General features: G+C 71.6%; 11 protein-coding genes. 1 reads left to right on the top strand and 10 read right to left on the bottom strand.

The annotated features are described in order from the left end of the window. On the top strand, positions 1 to 636 hold the full coding sequence (locus BFN33_RS07920; protein ID WP_069759187.1) for an O-methyltransferase: 636 nt from the start codon (positions 1 to 3) through the stop codon (positions 634 to 636). On the opposite strand, the gene BFN33_RS07925 is transcribed toward BFN33_RS07920, so the two are convergent. From BFN33_RS07925 to BFN33_RS07970, 10 genes are all read right to left on the bottom strand, one after another. Next, positions 623 to 1216 carry a hypothetical protein gene (locus BFN33_RS07925; RefSeq protein WP_370743260.1) on the bottom strand — a complete coding sequence of 198 codons (594 nt, stop codon included), beginning with the start codon at positions 1214 to 1216 and terminating at the stop codon, positions 623 to 625. The two genes, BFN33_RS07920 and BFN33_RS07925, sit on opposite strands and share 14 nt — an antisense overlap. Further along, positions 1191 to 2024 carry an FkbM family methyltransferase gene (locus BFN33_RS07930; RefSeq protein WP_069759189.1) on the bottom strand — a complete coding sequence of 278 codons (834 nt, stop codon included), beginning with the start codon at positions 2022 to 2024 and terminating at the stop codon, positions 1191 to 1193. The genes BFN33_RS07925 and BFN33_RS07930 overlap by 26 nt, the downstream gene beginning before the upstream one ends. Further along, entirely contained in the window at positions 2021 to 2230 is a 210-nt protein-coding gene (locus BFN33_RS07935) for a Trm112 family protein (RefSeq protein ID WP_069759190.1), read from the bottom strand. The genes BFN33_RS07930 and BFN33_RS07935 overlap by 4 nt, the downstream gene beginning before the upstream one ends. Then, the gene (locus BFN33_RS07940) at positions 2227 to 3132 is read right to left on the bottom strand and encodes a hypothetical protein (protein ID WP_069759191.1); all 906 of its coding nucleotides are present in this window, start codon (positions 3130 to 3132) and stop codon (positions 2227 to 2229) included. The genes BFN33_RS07935 and BFN33_RS07940 overlap by 4 nt, the downstream gene beginning before the upstream one ends. A 23-nt stretch (positions 3133 to 3155) precedes the next feature. Further along, entirely contained in the window at positions 3156 to 3893 is a 738-nt protein-coding gene (locus BFN33_RS07945; RefSeq protein WP_069759192.1) for a class I SAM-dependent methyltransferase, read from the bottom strand. Next, positions 3890 to 5254, bottom strand: coding sequence for a condensation protein (locus BFN33_RS07950; protein ID WP_069759193.1), 1365 nt, complete (start codon positions 5252 to 5254; stop codon positions 3890 to 3892). The genes BFN33_RS07945 and BFN33_RS07950 overlap by 4 nt, the downstream gene beginning before the upstream one ends. Further along, the gene (locus BFN33_RS07955) at positions 5251 to 9444 is read right to left on the bottom strand and encodes an alpha-(1->3)-arabinofuranosyltransferase family protein (RefSeq protein WP_069759194.1); all 4194 of its coding nucleotides are present in this window, start codon (positions 9442 to 9444) and stop codon (positions 5251 to 5253) included. Before BFN33_RS07955 ends, BFN33_RS07950 begins: the two co-directional genes overlap by 4 nt. Next, positions 9441 to 10181 (bottom strand): bifunctional 2-polyprenyl-6-hydroxyphenol methylase/3-demethylubiquinol 3-O-methyltransferase UbiG, encoded by a 741-nt coding sequence (locus tag BFN33_RS07960; protein WP_069759195.1) that lies wholly within the window; start codon positions 10179 to 10181, stop codon positions 9441 to 9443. Before BFN33_RS07960 ends, BFN33_RS07955 begins: the two co-directional genes overlap by 4 nt. Beyond that, complete coding sequence (locus BFN33_RS07965; RefSeq protein WP_069759196.1) at positions 10178 to 11359, bottom strand: glycosyltransferase family 4 protein; 1182 nt, start codon at positions 11357 to 11359, stop codon at positions 10178 to 10180. Before BFN33_RS07965 ends, BFN33_RS07960 begins: the two co-directional genes overlap by 4 nt. Before the next feature lie 193 nt (positions 11360 to 11552). Next, entirely contained in the window at positions 11553 to 12542 is a 990-nt protein-coding gene (locus tag BFN33_RS07970; protein WP_069759197.1) for a DUF3068 domain-containing protein, read from the bottom strand. Positions 12543 to 12680: the final 138 nt, after the last annotated feature.

Genomic DNA, 12680 nt, shown 5'->3' on the forward strand with positions numbered 1-12680 from the left:
ATGTCGATGTCCGGAACCGACGCGTACGACAGGGAACCCCACCTCCCCCCGCTCGTGGAACGAGCCCTCGCCGCGGCCCGCACCCACGGCTTCCCCTACTCCTGCCGCCCGGAACAGGGCCGTCTGCTGCAGGCCCTGGCGGGCGGAGCCCGGACCCTCGTCGGGGAGACCGGCACGGGCTGCGGGGTGGGCCTGGCCTGGCTGGCCTCGGGGGCGCGGGAAGGCGTACGGCTCCTCAGCGTCGAGCGCGATCCGGAGCGCGCCCGTGTCGCCGCCGAGGTGTTCGCCGACCGTCCCGATGTGCGGATCCTCCAGGGCGACTGGCGGCGCATCGAGGCCCACGGCCCCTACGACCTCCTCGTCCTCGACGGCGGCGGCACAGGCAAGACCCCCGAGGACACCCCGGCCGACCCGGCCCGTCTCCTCACTCCGGGCGGCAGGATCGTGATCGACGACTTCACCCCGGCGTCCGACTGGCCGCCCGGGCACGGCGGTTCAGTGGACCGCCCCCGCGTCTTCTGGCTGGAGCACCCCGCCCTGGACACGGTCGAACTCCCCCTGGCCGAGGACCTGGCCACGCTGGTGGGGACGCGGCGTCGGAGCGCCGGGCGGAAGGGCGCGATCAGCGCGTCGTGAGCCTTTGCAGCAGGCCCCACGTGAACTCGGCCACCACCTCCCGGGGTACGCCCTTCTCGTCCGGGGCCGTGAACGTCAGGCCCCAGCGCGTCGGGGCCGTGCCCTCCAGGGGGCGGGCCGGGGGAAAGGCCCGGGCCGCCTCGTCCACGGTGCAGGACCATGGGGTGAGGTCTTCGAGGGTGCGCAGGTCAGGGCCCTTGGCTTGCGGTGCCCTGATCAGCCACTCGTTCCACACCGTCGAGCCGTTCGGCGCCAGGAGCGCCTCGAAGCGGAGGTCGGGCCAGAGGGGGACGGGCCAGAGCCAGGCCTCGCACTCCAGGTCGCCGACCTTACGGGTGAGGACCGTCTCCGGGGCGCCGAGGACCGAGCGGTAGCGGGACGCGGGGGTGCGGGCCCGGGGAGAACGGACCATCGCCTGCCAGCGTTTGTTGGCCTCCCGCATGTCCGCGATCGAGACGCCCAGCGTGTGCCGGGCGTCCTCCACCAGGCCGGGGTTGTGGTCGGCCATGCGGCGCAACAGGACCAGCTGGAAGTCGAGCGGGGTGAAGGGCGCGCTAGCCGCCTGCTTTCCGGAGGGCATGTGCCCCATCGTCCCCCACCGCACTGACACCGGGCCGCCGGCCGTCGGGGAGGAACAGCACCGAGTTGATGTATCGCGGGCGGTGGAGGAAGGGCAGGACGCGACGGAGAAGCCCCTGGTTGACGACGTACGACGCCGTCTCCTGGTGGGCCTCCAGGGGGAAGCCGGACAGCGGGACCCAGGTGGCGCGGGGGAGTACCCAGCCGTCGTAGCCGAGGAGGGACAAGTACGTCACCACCGGGGCGATCGGCTGGATCCGGGACTCCAGTTCGACGAAGAGCGCGGGCCGGTCGCGCGCGAGGATTCCCGTGGCCCCGCGCAGCACCGCGAGCTCGCTCCCGTCCACGTCGATCTTGACGAAGCCGACGTCCTTGAGGTCCAGTTCGTCCAGCGTGACGCACCGGACGTCCACCGCCCGGCCGTGGATGTCCCGCCGGACCAGGGAGGACACCCCCCGGTCGCCCTTGTCGCCGGGTGGCAGCCACAATCGCGCGGTGCCCGGCCGGTCCGCGGCGGCGGCCTGCACGACCTGTACGTTCGCCGGGGCGGCCGAGGTCAGCAGCCGGGCCAGATGGGGCACCGGCTCGACGGTCACCACCCGCCGCGCCCGCCCGGCCAGCCGCCGTGTCCACGGCCCGTACCAGCCGCCCACGTCCACCGCCGTCCCGCAGTCCGCCGGGCACAGGTCGGCAAGGCGCGCCAACTCCGGCTCGAAGCGCGGGTACACGGCCCGGGCGACCGCCGCGACGAGGCGGGTGGGCAGATGGGGGGCCACTCTCGCCGCCCAGGTACGGGCCGTTCCGGTCATGGAGTCATCCGTTTCAGAAGGTCTTCGTGCTCGTCGTCCGTCACCTGCTCGCCGGAGGCGGGCAGCAACTGCGGGATGCCGTCGACGATCGGATAGCGGCGGCGCAGCCGCGGGTTGTACAGGGCCTCGTTCGGCGGTACGAGATGCAGCGGGCCCTTGTCGAGCGGACAGGCCAGGATCTGCAGCAGCGGGTCGTCGGGGTTCATGGGGGCGTCAACTCCTTGGCACCGATGGGGGGTTTGGGCGCCGGATCGTGCTTGGGCATGCTGAGCAGTACGGCGACGGCGAGCACCGTGCCCGCGAGGCGCAGCGCGAGCCGCAGCGGGTCGTGGGGCAGGGACTCGCCGAACGAGAGCGTGCCGAGCACCGCCGTGTACAGGCAGGTCACCGTCGTGCACACCGGCACGATCAGCGAGGCCCGGCAGCGTTGCAGCGCCGCCTGCGACATCACCAGGCCGAACGCCCCGGTGAACAACAGGAGATACGGATACGGGGAGCCCAACAGCTCAACTATCGCGCTGCCGAGTCCACTTGACGGCAGATAGCTCGACACGCCCTTGATCGCGAGCGAGCTGACCCCGTACAGCAGACCCACCGCCACGCCGTACTCGACACCGGTCGTCGGCATGCGGTGCCGGTGTCGCGTGCGCCGCTCGGCGGACCCGTACAGCCACACGCCCGCCGCCAGCGACGGCACGCACACCAGCAGGATCAGCTGGTACGGGGCGTCCCGGCTGACCCGGTCCGAACCCTCCTTCAGCGACAGTACGACCATGAGGAGCGCGGCGAGGATGGCGCCCAGCGCGTACCGCTCCCGGCCGGTCGTCTCCTCGCCGAGCAGCCGGGCCGACAGCAGGACGAGCAGCACCAGACCGGAGACGAAGATGCCCTGCGCGGCCGCGATCGGCAGCGTCCGGTAGACCGCGAGCTGCGCCCCGAACCCGGCCGCCAGCGAGAGCGAGCCGCCGATCCACAGGGGGCTGCGGAGCACCAGCCCCAGCAGCTTGACCGGTTGCCGGATCGACACCTCGGGCAGGGAGGTGAGCGCCCGTTTCTCCAGCACGAATCCGACGCTGTACAGGGTGTTCGCCAACAGGGCCGCCGCCACTCCCCACCACATCGTCCCGCCCCCTACGTCTTGCGCGCGTGCAGCAGCAGGATCGACGCGAGCGACGGTCTGGCACACGCCAGCCGGTCCAGTGCGCGCAGCGGACGCGGCACACCGTGGAAGGGCGCCCCCTCCAGCCGTACGACCTCGAAGCCGGCCGCCGCGACGAACTCCCGCAGCGCACGGGCCGTGTACAGCCGCAGATGCCCTACGACCTCGCGTCCCGGCCTGCCGTGGATCGCCCGCAGGCTCACCTCCGAGAACACCGGCTGGACGCCGGCCAGCAGCAGTCCGCGGTTGTACCAGGCGGCCAGGTTCGGTGTGGACAGCATGAGGTGACCTCCCGGGCGCAGGATGCGGCGGATCTCGTCGAGCGCGGCGTCCGGGTCGACGAGATGCTCGACGACCTCGCTGAACAGCACGGCGTCGACGGACGCGGACCCGAACGGCAGCCCGGGACCGGTGAGGTCGCCCCGGACGGCGTACGGCAGCCGGGTGCGGGCGCGTTTCAGGGCGTCCTGGGACCAGTCGACGCCGACGATCGTGTGGCCGGTGAGGAGCGGTGCCGCCGTGGCGGCCGCGGTGCCGTCGCCGCAGCCGATGTCCAGGACGGTGCGCCCGGTCTCTCCGGGGGCTCCGAGGGCCGTGGCCAGCATGCGGGCCTGGCGCAGTGAGCGGGGGGTGCCGGAGGCGACGGGGACGGCGGGATCCTCGTAGAAGTCCCTGAGGCCGCCGCGGCGCGGGGGTGCGGTGGTGTTCACGGGGCCACCTCCGTGGCGTGCAGGTAGTGCTCGAACAGGTCCCGCAGGTGGGTGCCGTCGCCGTGGCTGAGCAGGGCGCGGGACCAGCGCAGCGCGAGGTGCAGCCGGCCCGCGGTGGAGGCGGTCGTGACCGTGAGGCCGCGGGGCATCCTCGCGGGCGCCGAGAACCACACGGCGTGCGCGCGGCCCGCCTCCTCGCCGAAGTCCAAGGGGTACGGGATGCGGCCGATGTTGCTGAGCAGCGTGGTCGAGGTCCAGGGGGCGGCGGCTCTGCGCAGACCGCGGGTGAGGGCCGCCCGCCAGGTCACCGGGGTGACCGGGGCGGTGAGCAGGCTCGCGCCGTGGCCCAGTTGGGGGCGGGTGAGGGATTTGAGTGCGCGGGTGCGTTGTGCCGTGCGGCGCAGGAACGCGGGCATGTCGTCGGCGGTGTGTTTCAACTCGTCGGGCGAGAAGGGGACTTCCACCAGGCGGGTGCCGTTTCCTATCGGCATCGTCGTGTCCCTCGGGCGGTCGTCGACGGGCATCGTGATGCGGAGGGGGCGGGGGCCGGCGCCGTGTTCCCTGTTCCAGTGGGCGATTGTCAGGGCCGTGGTGACCATGAGCTGGTCGTTGACCGTGTAGGGGGAGCCCTTGGGGCGGTGGGGGAGGGGGAGTTCGGTGACGAGGAGGCCGTTGCCGGGGGAGTTCTCGGGGGTGCCTTGCGCTACGCGGGCGGGGCGGGTCCAGTTGGAGGCCGTGTCCGGGGTGTGCTGTGGGGTTTCCGGTGCGCGGGTGGGTGCCGGGGCCGGGGAGTTGTCCTTGCCGCCGTAGATTTCGGCCGCCGTGGCGAGGATGCGGAGGCAGGCGGGGCCGTCCAGGGCTGTGTGGTTGATGGTGAGGAAGAGGACGGTCGTCTTCTGGGTGCGGCTGAGTGGGGGCTGGTCGCGCAGTTCCCCGCGCCCCTCAGGGGGTTGCAGGCCAACCAGGTCTGTGGCCTCGCTGCCTTCTGCTGGGCCCGCTCCCTCCACCACCTCCAGCCGGATCGGTGGGGACAGGGAGAGGGGAGGCGCCTCCTCCAAAGCCCTTGTCCGCGCATTCCGCAACGCATCTCGCCGCGGCCTCGGAAAGGTCACCACCTCCACATCCGGCTCCGCCGTCAGTTCCCACTCGTAGCGGCGGCGGTAGCGGCCCCCTGGAGCCTCTCGCATCAGGATCCGGGGGTGTCGGTGCAGCGCCTCCGTGAACGCCTTTCGGAGGCGAGCCGGATCCAGCCGGCCCGGCAGATGCACCTCGATGTGGACCGTCTCCGGTTCCTCCTCCTGGAGGCAGTGGCGGGAGACCTCGTCGACCACCGGGAACGGGATGCGTGTCGGTGGGGTCATGTCGGTTCCGTCCTCCCCTTGCTCACCTCGACCGGCGGCAGTTGCTGTGTCGGTGCCTCGGACTCGGGGGGTGTCTCACGCTCACGCACACTCACCAGAGCCGCGAACAGCCCGATCAGTGCGAGGAGTTGGGCCACGTGGCCGAATGCCCCGTCCGCTGCGCCCACCGGTTCACCGGCTCCCACCGCCGCGGCGATCCCCGCCCCCGCCAGTGCCACGAAGGCGATCGGCACCAGGAGTCCGTGGCGTCGGGACGCGAGCAGCGCCAACGCCGGGACCAGCAGCGCGAACCAGCCCGCGATGACCACGCCCACCACCGTGAGCGCCACCACCCCGAGCCATACGCCCGGCGCCGGGGGCACCCGCTGCGGCTCGTCGGGGTTCGGTGAGCGCCTGCGCCACAGGATCAGGCCCACCAGCGCCGCCAGTGCGACCCCGCTGCCGATCAGCGCGCCGTCGTAGGTCGTCGCGGGCTCGTACGACAGCTTGACCGTGCCGCCCGCGCCCGCGGGGACGCGCCAGCCCTGCTGCCAGCCGTCGAGCCGCAGCGGGGACAGCGACTTCCCGTTCAGGGTGGCCTTCCAGCCGTCGTTGTAGTTCTCGTACGTCGTGAGGTACGAGGCGGCGCCCGACCCCACGGTCACCTCGCGTTTGTCGCCGAGCCAGTCCCGTATCCGCAACTCCCGTGCGAGCGCGGTCGGTTCGGCGACGGTGCCGCGGGTCAGCGTGACGCCGGTCAGGGCGAGCGGCCCGGCGTCCCCGCCCTCGACGACATGCTCACCGGAAGCGAGGGACAACTCGGCGTCCGAGCGACCGGACTGACAGAGCGTCACCGTCAGCTCCCGCCGGTCGGTCAGGTCCCGGATCCGGCCCGACACGCCGGTCTGGTACAGCTTCCCGTCGACCGCCAGCACCGGCCCCTTGCCGCACGGCAGGGAGAACTTCCGCGTGGCCTTCGGCTGCGGGGTCCGGTACTGGTCGAGGGCCGGGATGTAGGCCTCCGTGAGGCCCACCGGGAGTTGGAGATCCTCGTCCGCGACCGGGTTGTGCAGGGTCAGCGGGGCTGTCTTGGTGATCGTGATGTCGAGGCGGTCGGTCGTGATCGACGGGAAGCGCACCGCGCCGTTCTCGTCGACACCGGCGACCGTCGCGCCGTCGGGCGAGGTGATGTCCACCTCGGTGGGGCGGGCGGAGAGTCCGCCGGCGGGCGCCAGCACCACTTCCCCGATGGGCTGTTTGCCGTTCCAGCTGAGGTGGACGGTGGGCCGGTCGCCCGCGATCCAGGCCGTGGTGAGGTCGCCGTCGGTGAGGTTGCGGGCGGACAGACCCGTGCCGAGAGCGGCCGTGGAGTCGGCGGTCGCGGTGATGCGGTTGCGCTGGTCGGGGGCCACCTCGTACAGCAGCTTGTCGAGTTCCTCCCCGCTCACCGGTACCGCGCTCGCTTTCACCGAGTACGTTCCCGAGGCCGCCGTGTCGAAGCGGCGGTGCAGGCCGGCCTCGGTGCCGGTCGGGGAGATCCCGGCCGGGTCGGGGACCCGGTGCAGGGAGACGATCTCGGCGGGCGCGTCGGAGGAGTCCGCGTCGGCCGGCAGCCGCAGCAGCCGGGTCACCTGCACGCCCGGCAGGTCGATCTCGGAGAACCCGGCCCCGGCGAGACCGGTCCGGCGCGCGACCGAGTCGACGATCGTCAGCTTCATCCAACCCGTCGTACCCGGAGGGGCCTTGACGCTCTGTGTCGACCCGTCGGCCCGCAGGAAACTGGTGCGCGAGCCGTTCTCCGTCTCCACCCGCACCTTGGTCGCCGCCGACCGCACGCTGTCCTGCGGCAACGGCGTGACCTTGAACGACGAGGGCATGTCGTACGCGGGGTCGGAGAACCCGATCCGCAGCCACTGCCCGTCCGGCGAGCCCGCCACGCCCTCCGCCCAGGCGGTGTCCGGGTTGCCGTCGAAGGCGTTGACCGGGTCGAACTGCGGGAGATGGAACAGCCAGTTGCCGTACGACGACGCCGTCACCGTGCGGGCGCCGCGCAGTTCGGCCACCGTCTGGTGCGAGAGTCCCGTGGTCGGCAGGATCTGGTGCGGTTTCTCGCCGGCGTCCTGGGCGGCCCCGGAGGCGTTCCGTTCGTCGTCGGTGTACGTGTACGAGGTGTTCGCGTTGACGAGCCCGAACCGGGTGTCCGCGCGCCGCAGCCCGTCGCCGACGACCTGGAGCGGCGGGGTGCCGAGACCGGGGTGGTTGTCCCCGGTCAACACCGTTGCGCGGCCCCGCAGTTCGGTTGCCAGCGGCAGCAGCGACTCGGGTCCGCCGGACACCTGCACGGTGTCGGCGACCGGCAGCAGCCCCGCCTGACCGGGCCGTGGCACGTCCTCGCTCGCCGGACGGTAGATCTCCACCGCCCGCTGCCTCGGGTACAGCCCCTCGATCTGGAGCGGGGTGTCGTTCGCGATCTTCCCGCCCGTCATGAGCGGCCCGAGGCCCGTCACCCGCTCGTAGCCGGACTGTTCGAGGGCCCGCTTGACGACCGAGGACGACACGGTGCCGATCTGGTCGGGGTCGAGGTCGTTGCGGACGACGACGTAGTAGACCCCGGCCCGGCTCAGGTAGTCGGCGAGGCCCGGGATCTCGCCGCCGGTCAGCAGGGCCTGCTCGACCGCGTCCGTCGTACGCCGGTTGCCGGGGGTGCCGAAGGGGATGTAGTCCCGTTGCGCCCACCGGGACTCGGCGAGCACGTCGAGCGGCTGGTCGATGGGGGAGCCCCAGGTGTAGATGCCGTGCGCGGTCGCGGGGACGACGAGGGCGCGCGAGTCGGGGGAGTACTTCTCCAGCCAGTCGGACGTGGACTGCCAGTACTTGGGCAGTTGCTGGAAGGAGCCCGGGTTCAGGATCGTGCCGTTGAGATACGGCCACATCAGCCCGGGCAGGACGAGGACCGCCGCGATCAGCGGGGCGTACCGGCGTCCTCTCATCTCACGCGCGCCGCGCGGTTCGGTCGCCACGCCCACCAGATGGGCGAGTCCCAGCACCAGCGCGAGCGCCAGCCCCGGCTGGAACTTGTAGATGTTGCGGAAGGGCGCGAGGCCGCCGTTCAGCCAGTCCTGCACGAGCCCGTGGAAGGGTGCGCCGAACGCGCCGCCGTATCCCGCGAGCAGCACCAGGACGGCCGTCAGCACGGTCAGCACCAGCCACCGGCGCTCCGGCATGTCCCGCCGCGCCAGGCCCGCGAGTCCGAGGCCGGCCGCGAGCGCCGAGCAGAGGATCACGACCACCGAGGAGGCCACGGTCCAGCCGGCCGGCAGCCACGCCTCCCCGAGGTGCAGATAGGCGACCCAGTTCCCGGCCCCGCGCAGGGACTCCGTCGCCGACATCGTCTCGGTCGTGGTCCGCGCGCTCTCGACGTACGGCAGGAAGTTCTCGCCGTAGAGGCCGAGCAGCAGCAGGGGGATCACCCACCAGGCCGTCGCCAGGATCACGCCCGGTACCCACCAGGCGATCAGTTTTCGCTGCCGGGGCCCGGGTGGCCGGGAGAGGAGATACAGGCCGACGGGCAGCAGACAGGCCAGCGTGGAGGCCGCGTTCACCCCGCCCATGAACGGGATGATCAGCGCCGAGCGCAGGGCGGCGATCCGGGCGCTGTAGCGCTCGTTCGTCAGCGGCAGCAGCACCCACGGCAGGAAGGCGCCGGGCAGCGCGGCGGCGGAGGTCGAGCCGATGACGATGGTGAAGGTCGGCCACAGCGCGTACGCGACGGCGGCGAGCAGCCTTCCCGGCCCGTTGCCGATGCGCAGCCGCTCGGCCAGCCTGAGCGCGCCCCAGAAGGCGACCGACACGATCAGCGACAGCCACAGCCGCTCCACCAGCCACACCGGCAGTTGGAGGGCGTGGCCCAGCCAGTAGAACGGCAGCATCGGCCACAGATAGCCGACGTACTGGTCCTGGATGCCGCCGAAGGAGCCCTGGTCGTGCCACAACTGCCCGAGGTCGGCGAGGAAGCGCCCCGGGTCCGTGGTGACGCCCAGCTTGGTGTCGAAGGTCTGCCGGCCCGGGTGCGCCACGAGGAACAGCACGAAGACCACGGCCCAGAACCCCAGCAGCCAGCGCCGCGACCGCGGGCCCTCCGGGGGGCCCGACATGCTCGCGGTGGTGGGGACGGCTGCCGGAGGAGGGGCCTGGACCGTGGACGTCGTCATGGTGGACACCGCCGGAGGATGAGGAGGAGGTTCCAGGTGGCCACCTCGCGGATCCCGGGAGCCCGGACGACGGTCTCCGCGAGGAAGGGCCAGTAGCGGGAGCGCGCCGAGACGACCGTGACGTCGTCCCGGGCACGCACCTGCCGCAGGGTCGGGCCGATGTGCACGGCGAACAGGTTCTCGCCGAGGGTGTGTTTCGCGGCCTTTCCGGTACGGCGCCGATAGCGGGCACGGGCCCGTTCGGCGCCCAGGTAGTGCCAGGGCGCCCACTCGTGACCGCCCCACGGGGACAGCCAGTTGGTGAACGACACGTAGATCAGCCCACCGGGCCGGGTGACCCGTACGAGCTCACTGAGGAAGGTCTCCGGGTCGGCCACGTGCTCCAGCACGTTGGAGGAGAAGGTGACGTCGGCGGCCGCGTCCCGCAGGGGGAGCAGATAGCCGTCGGCGATCACGGTGGAGTCGGGTGGCTTCGCTCCCAGTTCGGTCGGATCGGGCTCGAAGAGGAACGCGTCGGCACCGCGTCTGCGGAACTCCTCGGTGAAGTACCCGCTGCCGCCGCCGACGTCCACGACGGTACGGCCGGCGACGGGACCGTCGTAGGCCTCGACCTGGTCCACGGCGTCGCGGGCGAGCAGCGCGTAGCAGGACTCGGGGTCGTCCTGCTCATGGAGGAAGGCCCGGAAGAGAGTGAGGGAACGCCGAAGGGAGGGGTCCTTCGCCCGAGGCCGTGTCACGGTCCCCAGCCCCTCACCGCCTCGGAGGCAACCGCGCGAAACTGTCTGACGGTCCGATGCCAACGGAATCGGGCAGCCCGATCGCGAGCAGCCTTGCCCATCAACTCCCGCTGATGGGACGACAGAGCCAACGTGCACCACGCGGCGGCGAACGAGGACTCGCCCCGCGCGAGCACCCCCGTCTCCCCGTCCACGACTGAGTCCCGCAGTCCGGGCACGTCGAAGGCGATGGTCGGTGTCTCCCGGGTCGCGGCCTCGGTGACGACCAGCCCCCAGCCCTCCACGGCCGAGGGATGGAGCAGCAGCCACGCCTCGCACAGCAGCCGGTGCTTCTCGGCCTCGGAGACATGCCCGGTGAACTCCACGCCGGGACCGGCGAGTTGCTCCAGCTGGGACCGCTCGGGGCCGTCTCCGACGATCACCAGCCGACCACCGGTCACCGGCCGGACCCGCTCCCAGAGCCTCAGCAGCAGATCGATCCGCTTGTACTCGACCAGCCGGCCCACGGCCACGAAGAGTGGTTCGGGCGAGCGGCGGACGAGGGGCTCCGGCTCCTCGACGCCGTTGTGCACGACGCGGATACGGTCCCGCTCTACTCCGATCGCCCGCAGGGCGTGGGCCGTCGACGGGGACACGGCGACCAGCAGGCTCCGGTGTCTGGCCGCCGCACCGGCCAGGGCCCAGTGTTCGAGTCTTCGGCCGATCCGGGCGGCCGGCGCCAGGGGCCCGCCGAACCGCATCTTCCACAGGTCGGTGTGCACATGGTTGACCAGACACAGGGTGGGTCCGTGGTGCCACAGGGGCGCGAGGTACGGCATGCCGTTGCACACCTCGACCAGCAGGTCGGTCTCGCCGACCTGGCGGGCGAAGGCCGTACGGGCGCGCAGGTAGTGGCCGAACTCGCCGCCCGCCGACACGACGCGGTAGTCCCGGTAGGAGGCCGGGCCGCCGCACAGGAGGGTCACCTGGTGGCCGAGCCGGGTCAGTCCGTCGGCGAGGCGGTCGACCAGCAGCTCCGAGCCGCCGGCCGCGGGATTGTCCAGGTCACGATGGGCGAGAAAAACGATTCGGCGCGGAGGTGGGGGGAGCGCCGAGGAGTGGTGCGGGCTGTGCGATGAGGGTTGCCGCTGCGACGCCTGGGGAGGCGTGTGCAGCGGATGGGGCACGTGCTGGGGCATGGGTGCTCCAACTCGTCTCAGGGTGCGGAACTCAGCAGTGTCTTTCCGGCTGGTTGTGGGGGGACTGAGCGCTTCTCAGGGGGAGGATGTGGACGGGCTGTGTTCAGGTGGGGTGGCACAGTTTTCGCCCACCGGTACGCCGTGGCTACTCACCCACGTGACAATTTCCGGGCTTATTAGAGCTGACGTCCAGTCACATCGTGAGGACGGGCTCGGGCGTATCCCTCATATCGGTGGACTCGGGGCGTCTGCGTCCCCGTACCACCAAAACGCCCCCCACGGCAGCCAGTACGAATCCAGCCACAGCCGCCCCGATCGGCAACGTCTCGCCCACCGCGCGCAGTTGGCCGCTGTCCCGCTTGGCCAGCCGCACCGCGTCCTTCTGGGTCGCGGTGGTGAACGCGATCTTCGGGCTGTCCAGTAGGACCACGGCGTCCTTCTTCGCGCCGGGAGCGCGCAGGGTGCGCTTCGGGCCCACCTGTGCGTAGACCACCCGGCCGGTGCGCTGGTCGACGACCAGCTCGATGCCGTGGTTGGAGTACCACTCCTCGGCCAGCACCTGCGGCCGGCCGGGCTGGTCCACGATCGTGCCCGGCACCAGCCGTGTCCCGACCTTCGCCGGGGCGACCGTGCCGGTGAACCGGTAACCCGTGTACCCCTGAACCTTCTTCGTACCCTGGTAACGCAAAGTCACCGTCGAGCCCAGGGAGTTGTCCCACCACTGGTAGGAGCGTCGCTGCACGTCGAAGGGGAACTTCAGATAGGCCTCGCCCTCGATGTACGGCTTCTCGCCGCAGCAGTGCACCGGCTTGGTGGTCTTGCGGTCCATGACCCAGCGGTGCGGGACGAACTCCAGGGCGTCGTGCGGGTCGGCGGCCGGCAGCGACTTGTCGGTGTCGACGGTGGTGGTGACGTCCCACACCGCGGCTCCGTCGCTGCGCTCACTGTCCTCGACGTCGCCGCGCACCCGCTGGGTGACGGTGATCCGCTGGTCGCGGACGGTCTTCACCTGCTCGGTGTCGAAGACGCTGCCCGTGCCGCGGTAGACGGCGGTCTGGTCGATGTTGATCGGATTCAGGGCGGCCCGTGGAGTCACGTACCAGGCGAGCAGTGGCGCCAGTACCAGCAGAAACGTGCCGAGTCCCAGCAGGATCAGGGAGATTGGAGAGGCTGTACGGCGCATCCGGACACTCCAGTGGCGTGAGTTGACGGAGTTCGGGCCGCTCTATGGGCCGGAGACCGTAGGCGTCTTGGCGCGGGGTGTCAATGTCTTGACGGATTGTCAATGTGCTGTCGACACTGGGGCTTCAGGCAGGGTGGG

This window comes from Streptomyces sp. LUP47B, from assembly GCF_001746295.1.
Taxonomy (GTDB): Bacteria; Actinomycetota; Actinomycetes; order Streptomycetales; family Streptomycetaceae; genus Streptomyces.